A 20,087-nucleotide genomic window follows, 5' to 3' on the forward strand; every position below is an offset into this window, starting at 1 on the left:
CCGCCCCTCGAAAAAACAACCCGACCTATCAAACGAGACTTGACTCACAAGACCCCATATGAGGGTGGGCAAAGCGCCGCCTTCAGGCGGCGCGTGCCCACCATCGCCACCGGCGGAGCGCGTCATGGGCGTTGCGGGGGATTGAGCTCGCCCCGGCTGCTCCTTCCCGCTCGCCACCGGGTCCCGGTCGCGCTATGATGGGCGCTCCAACCAAGAAGGGCTGTCATGACCATCAAGGTTGCCGTCAGGTCAGAAGTCGTTCGTGATCCCACGGTCATGAGCGGTGATCCGGTGGTTCGGGGAACACGCGTTCCCGCCGAAACCATCCTGGCCTACCTTCGCGCCGGCTATCCAGCGCAGGAAATCTTTGCCGACTATCCGAGCCTCCCGATCGATGGCATCGACGCCGTGATCCGCTGGGCCGAGGCGACCTATGGCGCTGATTGGCGGTCGCCGGAGACAGCGGCAGCCGATCGTTGAGCGAACGATTTCTGATTGACGAATGCCTGAGCGGCGCCCTGGTCGGAGTCGCAAAGGCGCGCGGCTATCAGGCCGACTACGTTACCCATCTCGGAAAGAGCGGCTGGCAGGACTGGAATCTGGTCCGGTTCGCGAGCGCGAACGACTACATCATCGTCACCGACAATCGCAGAGACGTCCTGAAAGAATATGCCAAGCTGGATGTGCATGCCGGGTTGATCATCCTGATCCCGAAAGGCACTCGGGATCAGCAGATGACCCTGTTTCAGAAGGCGCTCGATCTTTATTCGGTGCGCAATGCCGATCTCGTGAACAAGTTGATCGAAGTCGCACGCGACGGCTCGGTCCATATCCGCGAGTGGAGCACCGACGATCACGACGACGGACATATCAACGATCCCAGGTGGGACTGACCGTCACAGATGCTCAGCGGCCACGCGCGAAACACTGTCACCGTGAGGCCTCATTACGAGCGCCGCCTTTAGGCGGCGCGTGCCCAGCATCGCCACCCTCCGCGCCGCCGTTGTCACGATGCGATGCCGCCGCTGAGCCGCCATGCCATTGTTTGGGGCGGCGATAGCGGCTAAACGCGGCGCATCGGACCAACTTCATCCGGGAGAGCACCATGGCCAACGAAAAAGGCCCGAACATCAAGAAGAAAGCCAAGTGCAAGAATTGCGAAGGCAAGGGCATGCTCAAGAAGGGCGACAAGGTGGTGAAATGCCAGCGCTGCCACGGAACGGGACTGCGCTAGGGCAGGGCGTTCCGCCGCTGGTGCGAAGCCCTGGCGATGCGGCGCGATAACCCGCCGCGAGGAGACTTTGCGGTCTATCAAACCGTTTCGGAGGACTGTGTGAGTTCGGATCGACGAACAGTTCTGGAGTTGATCGAGCAGACCGTGCCGGGAGTCCATCGCGCTTGGATCGAGAGGGAATATGAGCCGGACGCGAGCCACTCGAAAATTCTGGTCATTCAGGTCGTATTTGACCCCACGGGTTTCGGCGGGGCGCCGATCACGAGCATCGCGCAGGATTGCCGACGCGTATGGTATGAGCACACGCCGATGAGGATTGAAAAAGTGCGGGTCGTTCCGCGAATCAAAAGCGCGTAGGCGCGCCTCATGCGCTAAGCATTTGCGCTCCACTCGTTAGAGGTGGCGCGCACTGTCGGCCGTGGAGGCCGTGGGGTAGGGAAAGCGCCGCCGCAAGGCGGCGCGTGCCCGCCATTGTCATCATCCACGCCGGCGGTGGGCACGATGCGACGCGGCTGCGCCGCGAGCGCTTCTTTGCCCACCCTACGTGACCTCCACCACCAGGGCCGGATCGAAGTCCGGGTTTTCGCGGCCATAGCCGTGCGGGTTGCAGATCACACGGGTGGACCCGATCCGGTAGTCCGAGAGCGTGTGGATGTGGCCGTGGACCCAGAGCGCCGGCTGGGTGGCCTGGATCAGCGCGGAGAGATCGGAAGCGTAGGCGGCGGTGACGCGGTCGTTGCGATGGCGCTCGGCGACCGAGCCCCAGCCGGGGGCGTGGTGGGTGACGACGATTGTCGGGCCGTCGAACGGCGTCTCCAACAGGCCGGTGAGCCAGGTGCGGGATGTCCGGTGCAGGCCGAGCGCCTCCTGCGGCCGGAAGCGCAGCCAGGGCTGCTTGCGCCAGGTGATGCGGCGATGGTCGTTCATGCGGTCGCGGCAGACCGCCATGGTGTGGACCTCGGAGCCGGGGCCAAAGATCGCATAGTCGGTCCACAGCGTGCAGCCGGCAAAGCGCACGCCCGCGAGCACGACCGCCTCGTTCTCCAGGAGATGCACCCCGAACCGCGCCGCCTCGGCGCGCGCCTGCTTCAGCTCCTCGGGATAGATGCGGTGATAGAATTCATGGTTGCCCATCACCATGACGATCGGCACGTCGTCGGCCACGATCTCGCGCAGCCGCGCAAACCCGTTCACCGCCCCCTCGCTGACATCGCCGGCGACCACGACCACATCCACCCCGGGCAGGGCGTCGATCGGTTTGATGTCGGCCATGTCGGCGTGGAGATCGGAGAAGATGTGCAGGTGCATGGGGGGAGGGAGGTGGAGCCAAGAGCTCGGTGCGTAGGGCGCGTTAGCGAAGCGTAACGCGCCGCCCCGGCCAAGCGGGGGATTGCGCTTGCTTATAAAGCTATAGATCTAAACAAATCGGGGACGAGAACGCACACTCTCTCCAATGACGTTCTGTCTGTCGAAGATCAAGCCATCTCTGGCCGCTTCAAACCAACTTTCAAATTTGCGGCGATCCGCAGTGGTAAGACTTTTTGCGATGTCGCTCCTTTGAATTTTTATCGTTGTCGATGCGTAGGCTTTTTCATCTACAATGGAGTGAGGAACCGCCAAGGAATGTTTGTACATGACTGATAAGTCCATCGAGACTGTTTCATCTTTGTGGTCGATGGATACCGATGACAATAAAGTCACGAAAAATCTTTCGGCGGGTGCTGAGATGCGGAAGTCTACAAATGGATGTCGTACGGTGCTATTGAGCTTATCAAGGTTGATGTTCTGGAATATTCGGAGCATGAGAACAGTTGCGGCCGCACTCCTTATATTTGGGCGATCGAGTGAGGTTTTGAGCAGCAATTGAGACGCTATGGCGGTTGATCGTGGATCGGCTAAATTTATCAATCTGCCGCACCGCCTCAACGTCGCTGTTGAATTTCCATCTTCGAGTAGTACCATAAACTCAACGGAAAACTGCCAAAATGCGTCAACTGGCGTCTGCTTGAAGATTTCAACGTTTGCTCTCACCGTGCGCGACGTGGCAAGTGCGGCTATGACGTAGTATGGAAGTTCTCCAGTATAGCCACGTAGATCTCTATAAAGTTTATAGAGTCCATCTGTTTCCTTATAACTCTCAACAAACTCTCTAATTTCCGGGTCGAACAGTTGAGCGATATTTTCAATGTCTTCGTTGCCAAGTGTTCGCTGAATGATGTACTCGGCTACCAGGAATTCTGTAAATGAAAGGTGGGGAAAATAAAACGTACCTGCATCCTTCTCAGTGAGTAAGGAGCCGATTGACTTTTCCTCCACGACGGAGCCAATGAGTAGCTCTCTTAGTTGTCCAATTTGATCTCCCTCTGTAGTGAAGTCCCTCGCCAACTTAAGCGGAATATCATTCACCGTGAATGTTCTTGTTCGCTTGATTGCCCAAAGCCACCAAGCAATGTCTTGCATGAATGTTCTTCTTACGGATCGTTCGGTCTTGCGGCGTTCAGGTTTTTCTTCCTCTCTGGCGAAGCAGTCGTCTATGAACATGTTGTAGAGGTCGTACTTGGAGACGTTCTCTAGCGAATTTTTCGGATTCAGAAGAATTTGGGCGAGCATTCGCGCTTGTACGGGGCGCCTTATCAGGTCTTCTAGTCCTAGACTCGAAAGTTGACTTAGGCGGTCTTCAATGAATGACTCTCGATCTGGGCCGCTATAAAAGCATTCTAAGTACTTGCGGAGGAATTCACGGTATTCGGGTTCAGAAAAGAAATCGAGCCGAAGTTCGGTGAACTCCGAAGTCAAATTGTCCGAAATTTCCAAATCGGCAACGGTGCGTGTTCCTTTAGTGAGTATCTTGTGTTCTTCGCCGGAAATAATTGCGTCAGGTCGCCCGAGCAGCAAAACGCGAGAATTTGGTAGACAAAGCTTGCGGATTTCACGAGAGATGTTGGCAAATTCAGCCCGCGTCATTGCGTGCTTCATCTCGTCAAACCCGTCAAGAATGATGACGAAGCGGCCAGCTTCGTGTAAATTCCAGAACGTGTTGAAGTTGTACCCGTGTACGCCGCTGTCCTTCGTAAGGACGTTAGCGAAAAGGCCGTCGAGGCGTGGTGCTGTGTAGAAATCTCCGAGTGGGATCAAAATAGGGATTCTTCCGGTTGGATCCCGGAGAAAATTCAGCGCAAGTTCATGAGCAAGGAAGGTGGCGTAGCTAGTTTTGCCCATTCCGTATCCGGCCCAGATCGCGATCGGCTTCGGTGATTGTTGAGTGAGCCAGTCGGTTATGACCGCGTGTGCTGTCGTGTTGGAGCCTTCAAGTCTCGAAGGGATATAGTAATTTGAGAGCTGGTCCTTTTCAAACTTGTCACGCAAATATGTGGCGTACAACGTGAAGTCGATAATATCTCTCTCAAGTTCGCTTAGGTGCAATATTTCGATGCCCACAAAGGCATCGATATGTTCCTGAACCGTTGGTGATACAGGATTGGGTGTCACAATCCAAAGTTCGTCGATCATCTTTTGATCGAATAGAGGCTTGTAGTCGAAATAGATCTTACCGACTGCGTTCCGATCCAGGCCTGATCGCCAGTTCTTGCATTCTACGGCGATGGTGCGGTATTTGTGCGGGTTCCATTGCTTCTCGAAGATTATGTCGACGTTTTTCCCGCAGATATGTTGTTGTTCGCGTACATTTCTATGCCCCGTCGATGATCGAAATAGACGTGCGACGTAGGTTTCAAAATCGGTGCCGCGCTGAGCGTTCGAAATTGTTTGGGTCATGTGGGGCAATTAAAGGTTGTTGTTTGGGTTGCGAAAAAGGGGCGAAATCTCGTCGCCCCTTTCTGTTTGACGTGCCTATTTCTCGATGATCACGAACATCCCGTCGTGCTTCCGCAAGTATCGCACTTCATACAAGTCCCGTTCCGCACCAGCGTGAAATTCCCGCATTCCGAGCACATCTCGCCTTCGTAGCCTTTGGCCTTGGCTTCGGCGCGGCGTTCGGCTTTGGACGCGACTTGCGTCGCGGCCGTGCCGGCCTTGCTCCATTGCAGGGCCTCGAGCTTCTCGGTGGGCGAGAGGTCGTGCTGCGCCTCCTGCTTCAGGGCGACGGCGCCTTCGATGGCGTCGCCGGCGCGGGACGAGGAGAGGGCGGTGACGCGGCCCGACGGGCCGGCGTCATGCGGGGTGGAGACCGCCGCCGTGCTCGACGAGGAGCCGCCGCGCATCACGACGAGGTTGTCGGTGCGGGAGCGGGTCAGGCCGCGCGAGACGTACTTTGCGGCCTGCTGGCTCGGGCCGTCCTCCGACGGCTTGCCTTCGTCGACGCCGCGGCCGAGCGCATCGAAATTGCTCTCGGAGGGGTCGACATGGGCGAGGTCGAAGCGCGACATGTAGCTGACGGCGAGCTCGCGGAACACGTAGTCGAGGATCGACGTCGCATATTTGATCGAGTCGTTGCCCTGCACGGGGCCGGCCGGCTCGAAGCGGGTGAAGGTGAAGGCGTCGACATACTCCTCCAGCGGCACGCCGTATTGCAGGCCCAGCGACACCGCGATGGCGAAGTTGTTGATGAAGGAGCGCAGCGCCGCGCCCTCCTTGTGCATGTCGATGAAGATCTCGCCGAGGCGGCCGTCATCATACTCGCCGGTGCGCAAATACACCTTGTGGCCGCCGACGACCGCCTTCTGGGTGTAGCCCTTGCGGCGATCCGGCATCTTCTCGCGCTCGCGCATCACCACGATGCGCTCGACCAGCTTCTCGACGATCTTCTCCGAGACCTGGGTGGCGCGCGCCGCCATCGGCTTCTCGTAGAAGGACTCGACCGCATCGTCCTCGTCCTCATCGTCGCTGATGAGCTGCGAGTTGAGCGGCTGCGACAGCTTCGAGCCGTCGCGGTACAGCGCGTTGGCCTTCAGCGCGAGCTTCCAGGAGAGCAGATACGCCGCCTTGCAGTCCTCGACCGTGGCGTCGTTCGGCATGTTGATGGTCTTGGAGATCGCGCCCGAGATGAACGGCTGCGCCGCCGCCATCATGCGGATGTGGCTCTCGACCGAGAGATAGCGCTTGCCGATCTTGCCGCAGGGATTGGCGCAATCGAACACCGCATAGTGCTCGGCCTTCAGATGCGGGGCGCCCTCGACCGTCATCGCGCCGCAGATGTGCACGTTGGCGGCCTCGATCTCGCGCTTGGTGAAGCCGATGGCGGCGAGCAGCTCGAAGGTCGGCGACGCCAGCGCCTCGGCGGAGACGCCGAGCTGCTTCGTGATGAACTCCTCGCCGAGCGTCCACTTGTTGAACACGAACTTGATGTCGAACGCGGTCGGCAGCGCCTTTTCGACCTTGGCGATGGCCTCGTCGGTGAAACCCTTGGCCTTCAGGGTCGAGGCATTGATGCCGGGCGCGTTGGACAGCGAGCCGTGACCGACGGCATAAGCCTCGATCTCGGCGATCTCGCTCTCGCGATAGCCCAGCGCGCGCAGCGCCTCCGGCACGGCGCGGTTGATGATCTTGAAGTAGCCGCCGCCGGCCAGCTTCTTGAACTTCACCAGCGCAAAGTCAGGCTCGATGCCGGTGGTGTCGCAATCCATGACGAGGCCGATGGTGCCGGTGGGGGCGACCACGGTGACCTGGGCATTGCGATAGCCGTTGGTCTCGCCGAGCGCGAGCGCGTCGTCCCAGGCCTGGATGGCGTGGCTGACGAGCGAGACCTGCGGGCAGTGGGTGTGGTCGAGCGGGACAGGGTTGACCGACAGCGCCTCATAGCCGGTGGCCTCGCCCTTCGCGGCGCGGCGATGGTTCTTGATGACGCGCAGCATATGCGCGGCGTTCTTCTTGTAGCCGGGGAAGGGGCCGAGCTCGCCGGCCATCTCGGCCGAGGTCTTGTAGGCGATGCCGGTCATGATCGCCGAGAGCGCGCCGCACAGCGCGCGGCCTTCCTTGGAGTCGTAGGACAGGCCCATGGTCATCAGGAGGCCGCCGATATTGGCATAGCCGAGGCCGAGCGTGCGGAACTCGTAGGACAGCTCGGCGATGGCTTTGGACGGGAACTGCGCCATCAGCACGGAGATTTCGAGCACGATGGTCCAGAGCCGGCAGAGATGCTCGTAGGCTCCGACGTCGAAGTGCTTGGTCTGGGTGTTGTAGAACGTCAGCAGATTGGCCGAGGCCAAGTTGCAGGCGGTGTCGTCCAGGAACATGTATTCCGAGCACGGATTGGACGCGCGGATGTCGCCGGACGCCTTGCAGGTGTGCCAGTCGTTCATCGTGGTGTTGAAGTGCAGGCCGGGATCGGCCGAGGCCCAGGCGGCGTGGCCGATCTTCTCCCAGAGGTCGCGCGCCTTCAGCGTCTTGACGATTTTCTTGTTGGTGCGTCCGACGAGATTCCAGTCGCTATCGGTCTCGACCGCGCGCAGGAAGTCGTCCTTCAGCGACACCGAATTGTTGGAGTTCTGGCCGGACACCGTGAGATAGGCTTCCGAATCCCAGTCCGTGTCGTAGATCGGGAAGTCGATGTCCTTGTAGCCTTGTTTGGCGAACTGGATGACCCGCTTGATGTAGTTGTCGGGCACCAGCGCGCGGCGCGCGAGCTTGATCTCGCGGCGGAGCGCCGGGTTCTTCTCGGGATCGAAGCAGTCGTCGCCGGAGCCCTCGCAATTGACGCAGGCCTTCATCACGGCCTTCAAATGCTTCTGGTTGATCTTGGAGCCGGTGACCAGCGCCGCAACCTTCTGCTCCTCCTTCACCTTCCAGTCGATATAGGCCTCGATGTCCGGATGGTCGGCGTCGACCACCACCATCTTGGCGGCGCGGCGGGTGGTGCCGCCCGACTTGATCGCGCCGGCGGCGCGGTCGCCGATCTTGAGGAAGCTCATCAGGCCGGACGAGCGGCCGCCGCCCGACAGCTTCTCGCCTTCGCCGCGAAGCCTGGAGAAGTTGGAGCCGGTGCCGGAGCCGTACTTGAACAGGCGCGCCTCGCGCACCCAGAGGTCCATGATGCCGCCGTCATTGACGAGGTCGTCCTCGACGCCCTGGATGAAGCAGGCGTGCGGCTGCGGGTGCTCGTAGGAGGACTTCGACTTGGTCAGCTTGCCGGTCTTGTAGTCGACGTAATAATGGCCCTGGCCGGGGCCGTCGATGCCATAGGCCCAGTGCAGTCCGGTGTTGAACCATTGCGGCGAGTTCGGCGCGACCATCTGCTTGGCGAGCATGAAGCGCAGCTCGTCGTAGAACGCGACCGCGTCCTCCTCCGACGAGAAATAGCTGCCCTTCCAGCCCCAATAGGTCCAGCAGCCGGCGAGGCGGTCGAACACCTGCTTGGCGGAGCGCTCGCTGCCGTAGCGCTCGTTTTCGGGCAGCGCGGCGAGCGCGTCGGTGTCGGGCACCGAGCGCCACAGCCAGGACGGCACAGACTCTTCCTCGACCTTCTTCAGGCGCGCGGCAACGCCCGCTTTCCGGAAATATTTCTGCGCCAGCACGTCGGAGGCGACCTGCGACCAGACCTGGGGCACCTCGACATTCTCGAGCCGGAACACCACGGAGCCGTCCGGATTCTTGATCTCGGACGTGGTCAGGCGGAAGTCGATCCCTGCATAGGGCGACTGTCCTTCGGTGGTGTTGCGCCGTTCAATCCGCATCGCGAGCCCCAATTGTTCTTGCCGGACCGCGTCAGTTGCGGCCGGTATCATTGCATCCAAGGGCGACGGCTTGCGAGTCCCGAACGCTCTCGGGGAGTTCACCTGCCGCCGCAGTTCAACCGGTCGCCCGGTCCATCTGTTCAGCCTCGGACGGCGGACGCTTTCGGCGCCGTTGTCCGGCGTCCCGCCCCGTCGTCCCTGCCGGCGCGTGCAGCCCGTCCGCTGCCCGCTCCGCCTGTTTCGCAAACACACCACACTCAACGCGTCACGCGTGCCATCCTGCTCCGTCGTCCCTGCAGGGGAGCCCCCACATCTAGTGGGTTCCCCGGCGGACGATGGTTGCATGGCACTCCCCGCGCGGGACAGACGAGGCCGCCCACGCCGGGCCGGATGGCCGGAAGCGTGATGGTCCTCGAACCCCTTTGGGAAGCGGCCGGCCAGACCCGAAACATGACAGTGCGCCGAACCGGGCCGGAAGCTAGGACGACTCCGCTTCGCCCGTCAAGGACTAGTGGGGGTTCCCTAACCAAACACTAAATATGGGGGAAAGTACGGGATAACCAGGGCGCGTGCCGGTATCGTGATGGCCGTAACTATCGGCGAGTCCTCGCGGATTCGAAACCGAAAAATTTTGTGCGACAGCCTGTCCACAGGGCTTCGTCCCGCTGTTCACAGGCGAGGAATTTATTCGTCTGCGAATGGTGTGTTTTGCTTGCATCGGCGGGACTCACGCGCGCCTACGGAGCGGCGCGGGGCAGGCATGCCCCACAATCCCTGGTGTGGCCGGGGAAACGCCGGCAAGCTGGCTCTCCCACGGACGCGGCCGGTGATTCCATGCCAGAACCAGACAAGGCCAGCGGGCGCATCGCGCCCGCCGGGCTGATATTCCTTGCCATCACCTCGCTCGGCTGGGGCTTCAACTGGCCGGTCACCAAGCACCTCGTCGGCGTGCTGCCGCCGCTGACCCTGCGCGGCACCACCGGCGTGGTCGGTGCGCTGCTGCTGGCGCTGCTGGCCGTCATCCGCAGCCAGAGCCTGGCCGTGCCATCGGAGGTCTGGCCGCGGCTGGTGCTGGCGGGCCTGCTCAACGTCACCGTCTGGATGGTGCTGATGGGGCTGGCGCTGCTGTGGCTGCCGGCGGGCGAGGCGGCGCTGATCGCCTACACCATGCCGGTGTGGGCCTCGCTGCTGGCCTGGCCGATCCTGGGCGAGCGGCCGACGTGGCTTCGCGTGCTGGCGCTGGTGCTGGCGTTCGCCGGGCTCGGCGCAATCATGGGCGCCAACGGCTTGCCGGCGAGCCGCGACAAGCTGCCGGGCATCCTGATGGTGCTGGGCGGCGCGTTCGGCTTCGCGCTCGGCACGGTCATGGCCAAGAAGCTGCCGATCAGGCTGCCGCCGCTGTCGGCGGCGGCCTGGCAGATCGGCATCGGCTGCGTGCCGATCGTGCTGGCGGGATTCGCGCTCGAGCATTCCGACTGGACCAAGCTCGACCAGCTCGACTGGGCGCTGATGGTCTATTCCACCGTGATCCAGTTCTGCGTCGCCTATGTCGCCTGGTTCGCCGCGCTGTCGCGGCTGCCGGCGTCGGTGGCGGCGATCGGCACCATGGCGGTGCCGGTGATCGGCGTCGTCGCCTCCGCGGTGGCGCTGCGCGAGCCGCTCGGGGCAGGGCAGGTGGCGGCGCTGGCCCTCACGCTGGCGGCGGTGGCGATGGCGACGCGGGGCTGACCGGTCGCAGCGCCGCGGCCGGGCCGTCCAGCGCCCGCCGCACCATCTGCGCCAGTTCGGCGCGGCGATAGGGCTTGGTCAGCAGCAGCGCGTCGGCCTCCTGCTGCCGGTTGTCGATGGTCGCATCGTCGGTATAGCCCGAGGTGTAGAGCACGCGCAGCGAGGGCCGTGTCGCCGTGATGGTGTCCGCGAGCTGCCGTCCGCTGACGCCGCCGGGCATGATGACATCGGTAAAGAGCAGATCGAACGGCTGGGCCTGCGCGATCGCCAGCGCCTCCGCGGCCTGCGAGGCGGCCAGGATGGTGTAGCCGAGGCCTTGCAGCTGGCTGAGCACGAAGTCGCGCACCAGCGGATCGTCCTCGACCATCAGGATCGTCTCGCGGCCGCGCGGCAAGGCCTGCTCCTGCTCCGGCTCGATCGGCTGCAGCGCCTGCGCCGCCGGCAGATGGAGCCGGATGGTGGTGCCGCGGTTCTCCTCGCTCGACAGCTTGACGTATCCGCCGGACTGCTTGACGAAGCCATAGACCATGCTGAGCCCGAGGCCGGATCCCTTGCCGGCCTCCTTGGTGGTGAAGAACGGCTCGAAGGCGCGGTCCTGCACCTCCGGCGGCATGCCGGTGCCGCTGTCGCTGACGGCGACCACGACATAGCGGCCCGGCACGACGCCGGGATTGGCGGCGGCATCGGCCTCATCGAGTGTCGTACTCATCGTCTCCAGCAGCAGCCTGCCGCCCTCCGGCATCGCGTCGCGCGCGTTGATCGCCATGTTGACCAGCGCGTTCGCGAGCTGCGCCGAGTCCACATGGGCCACCAGATCCTCGTCTGCGAGCCGGGTCCTGATCTCGACCATCTCGCCGAGCGTCGGCCGCAGCAGCTTGGCGATGTCCTGCACGGTGGCATTGACGTCGATGTCGCGCGGGCGCAGCGGCTGCTTGCGCGCGAACGCCAGCAGATGGCGGATCAGTTCGGTGCAGCGATCGGTGGCCTTGCCGATCAGCGCGGCGAGTTCGGCCGCCGCCGGCCGGTCGTGGACGGCGTCGATCAGCACCTCGATCGATCCGGTGATGATGGTCAGCATGTTGTTGAAGTCGTGCGCGACGCCGCCGGTGAGCTTGCCGATGGCGTCCAGCTTCTGCGCCTGCTGCAGCAGGCGCTCGATCTCGCTCTCCTCGGTCACGTCGTGATACACCAGCGCCGCGCCGCGGATCGCGCCCTCCGAATTGCGCAACGGCCGTCCGCTGACCATCAGGCGGAATTGCGGCCGGCCATCGGTCGGCTTGACGACGACCTCGCGGCGGTCGAACGACAACCCGCGCAGGGTTCGCGCGATCGGCAGCTCATCGTCCGGGATGCGCGTGATGCCGTCGCTTTCGTAGAACTTGTTCTCGACGACCATTTCCGCGAAGGTCTTGCCCACGCCGGTCCCGAGGAAACGTCCCACCGCCTGGTTCGACAGCATGATCATGCCTGCCGGATCGACCACCAGCACGCCCTCCGCCATGCTCCTGAAGGTTGTTTCGAGGATTGCCGATGAGCGGCGCAACTCGTCATAGGCCGCTGCGAGATCGCCGCGATTCTGCTGCGCCTGGGCTTCGAGCGACGTTGCCGTCGCCTGTGACAGGCTGAGGGAGCTACGCAGAGCCCGGTCCGACAGATAGGTACGGCGCACGAGATAGATGGCAATCATGAGTAGCAGGCTGATGCCGGCGAGATCGATCGCCAACAGCCAGGTGCCCGTCCGCCGGGAGGTCGCGGCGCGAACCGCGAGCAGCCGGCGTTCTTCTTCGGCGAAGGCGTCGAGCATGTCGTTGATCGCCGCCATCGCCGCCGGGCCGGCCGCGCTCCTCGCGAGTGCCTCCTGGCCGGCGCGGTCGTTCGCCGCACGGCGGCGAATGAGCTCGTCAGCGAGAGCAATGCGCCGCCGAATCGGGTCCTCGATCGCCTTCAGCCGCTCGCCCTGGACCGGGTTGTCCTGGACGAGTTGCAGCAGGTCGGCCAAGGCCGGTGGGATCCGGCCGCTCGCCTCCTGGAACTCGGTGACGAAGTGATCAGCGCCCGACAGTGCAAACCCGCGTGAGGTGGCTTCGGCCTGCCGCAGCAGCACGCGCAGATCGGAGCACTGTTCCAGCACCTCCATGGTGTGCTCGACGGCGGCCGTATCTCTGCGCGCAGCGATGTCGAGCGTGGTCGATGCTGCACCGATCGCCAGCAGGATTCCAAGCCCGAGCGCGATGGCCACACGCCGGCCTATCACTTCTGAGTCCTGATGGCGCACGATGCGCTCGGTTCTTCAAATGGCATTGCGATTATGAATTTGCCTATCCGCCAAGGCGAACAGATTTTCAAGGAATATCATGAGTTGTAAGCAATGCGCGGACTGCTGCCAACCGGCCGTTAACCGTTGCATGTGGATTGCTCCTGACTAAGCCCGTTCCTGCGTTGTCGAGCGACCCGCTCAGATCGTGCGGGCGTGGTCTGCAGACCGGAGGTCAGTCGATCGGAAGGCCGGGGTCTCGTCGCCGGGACCGAGCAGGGCGCGCCGCACCATCTGGGCTAGCTCCGACTTGCGATACGGCTTGGTGAGCAGCAGCGCGGCCTGATCGATGCGGCCGTGCTCGACCATGGCATTTTCGGTATAGCCTGAGGTGTAGAGCACCTTGGTTCCGGGCCGCTGTCGCAGCGCTTCCTCCGCGAGCTCATTGCCGTTGACGCCGCCGGGCATGATGACGTCCGTGAACAGGAGGTCGAAGGACTGTCCGGAGTCGATCTTGGCGAGGGCTTCAACGCCGGTCGACGCGGTGATGGTCTTGTAGCCGAGGCTCTGCAGCTGCGAGACGACGAAGTCCTGCACCAGCAGGTCGTCCTCGACGATGAAGATCGTTTCATCGCCGCGTGGCGGCGGCGGCTCGGGCGGGGCAGGGCTTGCGGCCTGGGCCTTGGGAACGGGGATGTAGAGCCGGATCGTGGTGCCCCGGCCTTCCTCGCTGTAGATCTTGATGTGGCCGCCGGATTGCTTGACGAAGCCGTAGACCATGCTGAGGCCAAGGCCCGAGCCCTTGCCGGCCTCCTTGGTGGTGAAGAACGGCTCGAAGGCGCGGTCGCGCACTTCGGGTGACATGCCGGTCCCGGTGTCGCTCACCGCCACCATGACATAGGGGCCGGGTGTCACGCCGGCATTGGCGGCGGCATAGGCCTCGTCCAGCATGATCCGGCGGGATTCCAGCAGCAGCTTGCCGCCATTCGGCATCGCGTCGCGGGCGTTGATGGCCATGTTGACCAGCGAATTGGCGAGCTGGGCCGAATCGATGTGGGCGATCACCGTCTCTTCCGCGAGGATCGAGTCGATCTCGATCTGCTCGCCGAGCGTCGGCCGCAACAGCTTGGCAATGTCGAGGATCGTACTGTTCACGTCGCTGTCGCGCGGATGCAGCGGCTGCTTGCGGGCGAACGCCAGCAGATGACGAATGAGTTCGGTGCAGCGATCGGCTGCCTGTCCGATCAGCGCGGCGGTCGCCGCGGCCGCCGGGCGGTCCCTCACTTCGTCGGCCAGCGTCTCGATCGTGCCGGTGATGATCGTCAGCATGTTGTTGAAGTCGTGGGCGACGCCGCCGGTCAGCTTGCCGATGGCGTCGAGCTTCTGCGCCTGCTGCAGCAGGCGTTCGGTCTCATGGGCCATCGTGATGTCGTGATAGACCATCGCCGCGCCGGTGATGCCGCCGGCCGCATCGCGCAGCGGGCGGCCGCTCACCATCAGGCGCAGCGTCGCGTCGCTGTCGAGCTGGTGAACGATGAGCTCGCGCCGGTCGAACGACTCGCCGCGCAATGCCCGCGGCGTCGGCAGGTCGTACGTTGCAATCGGCGTCACGCCGTCGCTCTCATAGACGCGCAGGTGAGCCCGGACATCGGACAGCTTCATGCCGGGACGATAGGCGAGCAGGTGCTCGACCGCGGGATTGGAGAACACCACCGTGTCGGCGGCATCGATCACCAGCACGCCTTCGGCCATGCTGTTGAAGGTGCTCTGCAGGATCTCGGCGGAGTGGCGCAGCTTTTCATGGGCCTCGACAAGGTCGAGATGCTGTTTTTCGGCCCTTTCGGCCAGCGAAATGGCCTCGGCTTCGGAGCGGACCAGCGAGGCGCGCAGCGCCCGGTCGTCGAGATAGGCGCGCCGGATCAGGTAGCCTGCGATGATCAGCAGCAGCGCCAGGCCGCACAGGTCGATCGCGAGCAGCAGCGAGCCGGTGGCTTTCGAGGTTGCCGAACGCTGCGCCAGCAGCTCGCGCTGTTCGGTCACGAAGCGGTCGAGATTGGCCGTGATCGCACTCATGGTGGCCGGACCTTCGGCCCTGCTTCCCAGCAGCGCCAGGCCGGCACGGTCGGAGGCTGCGCGCAGACGGATCACCTCGGCAGCGATCTCGACCCTGCGGGTGATGAGGGCTTCGGTCTGACCGAGAAGCTGCGTCGGCGTCGGGCTGTCGGCGACGGCGCGCTGCAGATCGGCGACGGCGGCGGGAATCTTGGCGCGAACCTCGTCGAACTCGGCGCGAAACGGCTCGCCCGCCATCAGCGCGAAGCCGCGCGAAGTGGCTTCGGCTTCGCTCAGCAGCAGCCGCAGCTCGGACGTCCTCTGCAAGATGTTCAGCGACGAGGTCACCCAGGCTGCGTCGTGGCGCGACTTGATATCGAGCGCCGTCGACGCCGCGCCGATCGCGAGCAGAATTCCAAGGCCGAGCCCCAGGGCGAGACGCTGACGAGTCATCCGCGTTTCTCAATCATCGACATGGTGCGCCTGCTGTCCGCCACGGCCAGCCTGAAGCACCACCGTTCTGATGCAACTGCGTCGAAGGCTTGACGGTATGTCGGCAAGGCGCGCCTCCTTGTTCGAACTTTCTGGCGCGTTCAAGAGCGGCAGACACCACCTTCGGAGCGCTGTGGTCTGCACTGCGCGGTTCTGCGCGATCCAAATGTCCATCAGTAGAAATCAACCACGCTCACGTTCCCACGTTCAGCGTCTCGAAGCAGAATCATGATGCGATTCATCATGGACTGAAATCCGCGATACATCTGCACGTCGCGGGGCACATTCTCGAAATTCGGCTAAAATCAGTCTGTAACGTGGCGGATCTGACACAGAAACGTCAACAATTCGACATTCATGAAACAATGAAAGGCGGCGAGGTACGTACCTCGCCGCCTCCTCAATCACATCATCGAGCGCGCTGCCTTACGGGCAGGGATGACGCAGGCCGTCATAGCCCAGATAGGTCCCCGAAGCCGGGTCGTAGGAGCGGTAGCGCCGCGCGCAGTAGCTCGGGTCGGCACCCTCTGTTCCGACGACCGCGACCGGTGCAGAGTCATCATAGTAGGAATAATCGCCGTCGTAGTAGTCCTGGCCGTAGTAGTACGGACTGTTGTAGTAGGCATATGAACTGCCGACGCCGCCGATGACTGCGCCTGCGGCGAAGCCAGGCCAGAATCCGCCACCTCGGTTCCAGCCGCCATGCCCACCGTGCCAGCCGCCGTGCCCGCCGCCACGCCATTGGCCACCGTTGAAGTTGCCGCCCGGATTAGCTGCGACCTGGCCGCCGCTGGGGCCACGACCGCCGAAGGCGGCGCCGCCGCCACGTCCCGGCGAACCGGCGAAGCCGGCGCTTGGGCCACCGGAGAATCCGCCGCGACTGCCACCGATGGCTGCGCCGCCACCCATCGCGCCGCCGCCGCGACCGCCGCCACCGATGGCCGCACCGCCGCCGCCACCACCACCACCGCCCATTGCGGCTCCGCCACCGCCGGGACCGCGTCCGCCGCCGCCTGGGCCTTGGGCAAAGCTCGTCGTTGCCGCTGCGAGGGGCAGAATCAGCGCCACCGCAGCGGCGGCGCTCAGTGTCTTCAGTCTGGTCATCGATGTGACTCCATCAGGGGAAAGTGACCTAACCGCAGGCAAAGGAGGTCGTTCCCATCGTGGCCAACAGGTGTGATGAACGCGCGGCCGGAGCCTCCGTACGCCGAAGGCGGGAACACTGGACAAGTGGCGGGCGGGGTGGCATCAGAGCCGGGACCTTCACAACACCCGGCCTCAAGCGCATGAAACAGTTTTTCCTCAAGCTCTTCACGTGGTGGAACGGCCAGACTTTCGGCACGCAGCTGTGGACGTGGCGTTTCGGTGAGCTGGTGGGACAGGACGCGCAGGGCAACCGCTATTACCGGACCGCCGGCGGCAAGATCGATCCGGTGCTGCATTTCGAACGCCGCTGGGTGATCTATAACGGCCTCGCTGAAGCCAGCCGCATTCCGCCCGACTGGCATGGTTGGATCCATCACACGGTCGACGTGCCGCCGACGCAGGACGGCTACAAGCCGCGCGAATGGGAAAAGCCGCATCAGCCGAACCTGACCGGCACGCCGCTCGCGTATCGTCCGTCGGGTTCGACTCTGGCCAGCGGCCGCCGGCCGAAGGCGACGGGGGACTATCAGCCCTGGACGCCCGGAAGCTGATTCGATTTTCTTGTGGATCATGGTGTCAAAAGAGGCCGTCCGGAGTTCCGGGCGGCCTCTTTGAATTCTGGCACTCGCGTGCTGCCAGCCGGCTACGTGGCGCTCCGCCTGAGGGCCGCCGCAGCGTGCTCCGCGGCCTCGACCCGCCGCTTCCGGAACGGTGCGATCCGCTCCAGCATGCGTGACAGCACCTCCGGCGGCGCGGTGTCGGGCGAGCCGGACGTGAACGGCGGCGCTGGATTGTATTCGAGCCTGAGCTGGATCGCCTCGGCGGTCTGGCGATCGACCAAATGTGCCACCAGTGTCAGCGCGAAATCGATGCCGGCCGTGACACCGCCGCCGGTCACGCGGTTGCGGTCGATGCAGACGCGCTCGGTGCTGACGGTCGCGCCGAACAGCGGCAGACACTCGCGCGCGCTCCAATGGGTCGCGGCGCGATAGCCGTCGAGCAGGCCGGCGGCGCCGAGCGCGAGCGAGCCGGTGCAGACCGAGGTGATGTACTTGGCGCCTTCCGCCTGGCGGCGGATGAAGCCGATCACCTCCGCGTCATCGAGGATGGCGTCGACACCGAAGCCGCCGGGAATGCAGATCACGTCGGCCTGCGGACAATCGGCGAAGGTCGTGGTCGGCAGCAGCGTGAGAACCGAGTCGGTCGTGACGGGTTCGATCCTCTTCCACACCAGATGCAGCGTCGCACCGGGCACGCTGGAGAACACCTGAACCGGACCGGTCAGATCGAGCTGCGTCACCTGCGGAAACAGCACGAGAGCGATCGACAGCGGTTCGGCCATGGGCGTGCTCCTGGATGATGGGTTGACGGCGGCCATCCTGCATGATCCGCTGCCTGTCTCATATGCCAAAGTTCCCTCAATTTCGGACAAGCGGTTCGCGGAGCCTTGCGGCATGATCGGCGTGCTCATCTATCCGGACTTCCAACTGCTCGATGCGGCCGGTCCCATTTCGGTGTTCGAAGTCGCCGCGCGTTATGCGAGCGCAGCGCCGAGACTCCGGGTGGTCGCTGCCACCCCCGGACCGGTGCGCTCGTCCTCCGGCGCCGAGATGCTGGCGCGGAAATTCGGTCCGGTTTCGGCGTTCTCGACCTTGCTCATCGCCGGCGGTGACGGCGTCGAAGCGGCGAGCCGCAACAATTGCACCTTGAATTTCGTCCGGAACGTCGCATGTCGCGGCACCCGCATCGCCAGCATCTGCTCCGGCGCGTTCGTGCTCGCCGAAGCGGGCCTGCTGGATGGACGGCGCGCGACCACGCATTGGCAGCGCACGCGGCAATTCCTGCGCGCCTATCCGAACGTGAAGCTGGAGCCGGACAGCATCTATGTCCGCGACGGCCAGGTCTGGAGTTCGGCCGGCATCACCGCCGGCATCGATCTCGCGCTCGCGATGGTCGCCGAGGACCACGGCGAGGAGATCGCGCAGAAAACGGCGCGCCAGCTCGTGCTGTATCATCGCCGCAGCGGCGGTCAGTCGCAGTTCTCCTCGCTGCTGGAGCTGAAGGCGCCGAGCGGCCGCTTCGCCGGTCTCCTGACCTGGGCGCGCGAGCATCTCGATGCGCCGCTGACCGTCGACGATCTTGCCGAGCGTGCCGGCATGAGCACGCGCCATTTCACCCGCGCCTTCGTCGCCGAGACCGGCACCACACCGTCGAAGGCGATCGAGCGTCTGCGGCTGGAGGTGGCGCGCGACCGTGTGCAGGCCTCGCATCAGCCGATCGAACTGGTAGCCGAAGCCACCGGCTTTCGCGATCCCGAGCGGATGCGCCGCGCCTTCATCCGCGCCTTCGGCCAGCCGCCGCAGGCGTTGCGGCGCGCAGCCCGCAGCGTCGCCGCCGGTTGATCTGAATCAGCAGGCGAGCAACCGCGCAGGATTATCCTGGGCCATAGGCTGACAGTTCCTGGAGCAGGGCATATTGACGGCTGATAGCGCTGAACTCGCGGCAAGTCCGTGTGTCGATCGTCCGCTCGCGCTGGCAAGGTATGATCACCTGCCGGATGCGCTGCTGGATGTGCCGGCGCCGGAGCTGTGGCGGCATCTGCCCGGGCCGACGCTGGTCCATTTGCCGGGGCGGCACGCCAGCACGCTGTTTCTCAGCGTGCTGCTGCATGGCAACGAGGACACCGGCTGGCGCGCCGTCCAGAGCGTCCTGAAGCGTGCAGGGGGACGCCCGCTGCCGCGTTCGATCCTGCTGTTTGTCGGCAACCTCGCCGCGGCGAAGGCCGGTGTCCGTACGCTTCCCAGCCAGCACGACTACAATCGCGCCTGGCCGGGCACCGCGCATCCGCAGACTCCGGAAGCCGCCGTCATGCGCGAGGTCGTGGCGATCGCAGAACGCACGCCGCTGTTTGCAAGCATCGACATTCACAACAACACCGCCAACAATCCGCATTATGCCTGCGTCAACAGCTGTGACGATCATCATCTGCAGCTGGCGGGGCTGTTCGGCCGCACCGTCGTGTATTTCGAGGAGCCTGTCGGCGTGCAGTCGGCGGCGCTGTCGCGGCTGTGTCCGGCGGTGACTGTCGAATGCGGACGGCCCGGCGTCGCGGCGGGTGTGGCGCATGCGGTCGAGCTGATCGAAGCCGCGTTGTCATTGCAGCACTTTCCGGATCATGCCGTCATCGACGCCGACATCGATCTGATGCGCACCTTCGCCATCGTCAAGGTGCCGGCGGATGCCACCTTCTCCTATGACGGCAGCGACGCGGACTTCTGCTTTCGCTCCGATCTCGATCATCTGAACTTTGCCGAGCTCGAAGCGGGCGTGTCGTTCGGAACGCATGCCGGGACGCGGCGACTCGAAATCGTCACATCGCAAGGTGGACATGCGGAGTACTTCGACTACAGCGACGGCGAGATCCGGCTGGCGCAACGCGCCATCCCGGCCATGCTGACGCTCGATCCCAACGCCGTCAGGCTCGATTGCCTCGGCTATCTCATGCACCGGATCGGCCGCGATGGCCGGCGGCTGGCCGGGACCGGAGGGTAGC

General features: G+C 63.7%; 15 protein-coding genes. 8 read left to right on the plus strand and 7 right to left on the minus strand.

The features are described 5' to 3' along the window. The first annotated feature begins 225 nt into the window (after positions 1-225). The 4 genes from ACQR1B_RS22995 to ACQR1B_RS23010 all read left to right on the plus strand — a co-directional run bounded on the left by ACQR1B_RS22995 (position 226) and on the right by ACQR1B_RS23010 (position 1,591). The gene (locus ACQR1B_RS22995) at positions 226-480 is read left to right on the plus strand and encodes a DUF433 domain-containing protein (protein ID WP_434833845.1); all 255 of its coding nucleotides are present in this window, start codon (positions 226-228) and stop codon (positions 478-480) included. Then, entirely contained in the window at positions 477-893 is a 417-nt protein-coding gene (locus ACQR1B_RS23000) for a DUF5615 family PIN-like protein (RefSeq protein ID WP_434833846.1), read from the plus strand. The genes ACQR1B_RS22995 and ACQR1B_RS23000 overlap by 4 nt, the downstream gene beginning before the upstream one ends. Before the next feature lie 212 nt (positions 894-1,105). Further along, a complete protein-coding gene (locus tag ACQR1B_RS23005) occupies positions 1,106-1,234 on the plus strand; it encodes a hypothetical protein (RefSeq protein WP_284416324.1) in 129 nt (42 codons plus the stop codon). A 36-nt stretch (positions 1,235-1,270) separates the two neighbouring features. After that, positions 1,271-1,591, plus strand: a complete 321-nt coding sequence (locus ACQR1B_RS23010) for a hypothetical protein (protein WP_434833847.1) — start codon at positions 1,271-1,273, stop codon at positions 1,589-1,591. A gap of 183 nt (positions 1,592-1,774) precedes the next feature. On the opposite strand, the gene ACQR1B_RS23015 is transcribed toward ACQR1B_RS23010, so the two are convergent. From ACQR1B_RS23015 to ACQR1B_RS23025, 3 genes are all read right to left on the minus strand, one after another. Further along, positions 1,775-2,542, minus strand: coding sequence for a metallophosphoesterase (locus tag ACQR1B_RS23015; protein ID WP_434833848.1), 768 nt, complete (start codon positions 2,540-2,542; stop codon positions 1,775-1,777). A 108-nt stretch (positions 2,543-2,650) separates the two neighbouring features. After that, positions 2,651-5,008: a restriction endonuclease gene (locus ACQR1B_RS23020; RefSeq protein WP_434833849.1), complete on the minus strand. Its 2,358-nt coding sequence runs from the start codon at positions 5,006-5,008 to the stop codon at positions 2,651-2,653. Between the two features lie 89 nt (positions 5,009-5,097). Next, positions 5,098-8,862, minus strand: a complete 3,765-nt coding sequence (locus ACQR1B_RS23025; RefSeq protein WP_434833850.1) for a vitamin B12-dependent ribonucleotide reductase — start codon at positions 8,860-8,862, stop codon at positions 5,098-5,100. 834 nt (positions 8,863-9,696) lie between these two features. On the opposite strand from ACQR1B_RS23025, the gene ACQR1B_RS23030 reads away from it, so the two are divergent. After that, entirely contained in the window at positions 9,697-10,590 is an 894-nt protein-coding gene (locus ACQR1B_RS23030) for a DMT family transporter (RefSeq protein ID WP_434833851.1), read from the plus strand. On the opposite strand, the gene ACQR1B_RS23035 is transcribed toward ACQR1B_RS23030, so the two are convergent. The 3 genes from ACQR1B_RS23035 to ACQR1B_RS23045 form a co-directional block, all read right to left on the minus strand. Beyond that, positions 10,553-12,844: a CHASE3 domain-containing protein gene (locus ACQR1B_RS23035; RefSeq protein WP_434833852.1), complete on the minus strand. Its 2,292-nt coding sequence runs from the start codon at positions 12,842-12,844 to the stop codon at positions 10,553-10,555. The two genes, ACQR1B_RS23030 and ACQR1B_RS23035, sit on opposite strands and share 38 nt — an antisense overlap. 201 nt (positions 12,845-13,045) lie before the next feature. Continuing rightward, complete coding sequence (locus tag ACQR1B_RS23040; protein WP_434833853.1) at positions 13,046-15,349, minus strand: CHASE3 domain-containing protein; 2,304 nt, start codon at positions 15,347-15,349, stop codon at positions 13,046-13,048. A 465-nt stretch (positions 15,350-15,814) separates the two neighbouring features. Continuing rightward, positions 15,815-16,492 (minus strand): BA14K family protein, encoded by a 678-nt coding sequence (locus ACQR1B_RS23045; RefSeq protein ID WP_434833854.1) that lies wholly within the window; start codon positions 16,490-16,492, stop codon positions 15,815-15,817. 182 nt (positions 16,493-16,674) lie between these two features. Between ACQR1B_RS23045 and ACQR1B_RS23050 the strand changes: the two genes are divergently transcribed. After that, on the plus strand, positions 16,675-17,085 hold the full coding sequence (locus tag ACQR1B_RS23050) for an NADH:ubiquinone oxidoreductase subunit NDUFA12 (RefSeq protein WP_434833855.1): 411 nt from the start codon (positions 16,675-16,677) through the stop codon (positions 17,083-17,085). 92 nt (positions 17,086-17,177) lie between these two features. Here the strand turns inward: ACQR1B_RS23050 and ACQR1B_RS23055 are convergent, their stop codons facing one another. Further along, positions 17,178-17,876 (minus strand): DJ-1/PfpI family protein, encoded by a 699-nt coding sequence (locus ACQR1B_RS23055; protein WP_434833856.1) that lies wholly within the window; start codon positions 17,874-17,876, stop codon positions 17,178-17,180. A gap of 112 nt (positions 17,877-17,988) precedes the next feature. On the opposite strand from ACQR1B_RS23055, the gene ACQR1B_RS23060 reads away from it, so the two are divergent. Together ACQR1B_RS23060 and ACQR1B_RS23065 are read left to right on the plus strand one after the other, a co-directional pair. Further along, positions 17,989-18,936: a GlxA family transcriptional regulator gene (locus ACQR1B_RS23060; RefSeq protein WP_434833857.1), complete on the plus strand. Its 948-nt coding sequence runs from the start codon at positions 17,989-17,991 to the stop codon at positions 18,934-18,936. Between the two features lie 73 nt (positions 18,937-19,009). Beyond that, entirely contained in the window at positions 19,010-20,086 is a 1,077-nt protein-coding gene (locus ACQR1B_RS23065; RefSeq protein ID WP_434833858.1) for a M14 family metallopeptidase, read from the plus strand. The last annotated feature ends 1 nt before the right edge of the window (position 20,087 follow it).

Source organism: Bradyrhizobium oligotrophicum, assembly GCF_051168495.1.
Lineage (GTDB): Bacteria > Pseudomonadota > Alphaproteobacteria > Rhizobiales > Xanthobacteraceae > Bradyrhizobium > Bradyrhizobium oligotrophicum_A.

Bases quoted from the DNA above. Each gene is read 5' to 3' on its own strand.
- ACQR1B_RS23045 (WP_434833854.1), bottom strand. From the start codon at position 16,492: ATGACCAGACTGAAGACACTGAGCGCCGCCGCTGCGGTGGCGCTGATT.
- ACQR1B_RS23025 (WP_434833850.1), bottom strand. From the start codon at position 8,862: ATGCGGATTGAACGGCGCAACACCACCGAAGGACAGTCGCCCTATGCA.
- ACQR1B_RS23050 (WP_434833855.1), top strand. From the start codon at position 16,675: ATGAAACAGTTTTTCCTCAAGCTCTTCACGTGGTGGAACGGCCAGACT.
- ACQR1B_RS23030 (WP_434833851.1), top strand. From the start codon at position 9,697: ATGCCAGAACCAGACAAGGCCAGCGGGCGCATCGCGCCCGCCGGGCTG.
- ACQR1B_RS23060 (WP_434833857.1), top strand. From the start codon at position 17,989: ATGATCGGCGTGCTCATCTATCCGGACTTCCAACTGCTCGATGCGGCC.
- ACQR1B_RS23040 (WP_434833853.1), bottom strand. From the start codon at position 15,349: ATGACTCGTCAGCGTCTCGCCCTGGGGCTCGGCCTTGGAATTCTGCTC.
- ACQR1B_RS23010 (WP_434833847.1), top strand. From the start codon at position 1,271: ATGCGGCGCGATAACCCGCCGCGAGGAGACTTTGCGGTCTATCAAACC.
- ACQR1B_RS23055 (WP_434833856.1), bottom strand. From the start codon at position 17,876: ATGGCCGAACCGCTGTCGATCGCTCTCGTGCTGTTTCCGCAGGTGACG.
- ACQR1B_RS22995 (WP_434833845.1), top strand. From the start codon at position 226: ATGACCATCAAGGTTGCCGTCAGGTCAGAAGTCGTTCGTGATCCCACG.
- ACQR1B_RS23020 (WP_434833849.1), bottom strand. From the start codon at position 5,008: ATGACCCAAACAATTTCGAACGCTCAGCGCGGCACCGATTTTGAAACC.
- ACQR1B_RS23015 (WP_434833848.1), bottom strand. From the start codon at position 2,542: ATGCACCTGCACATCTTCTCCGATCTCCACGCCGACATGGCCGACATC.
- ACQR1B_RS23005 (WP_284416324.1), top strand. From the start codon at position 1,106: ATGGCCAACGAAAAAGGCCCGAACATCAAGAAGAAAGCCAAGTGCAAG.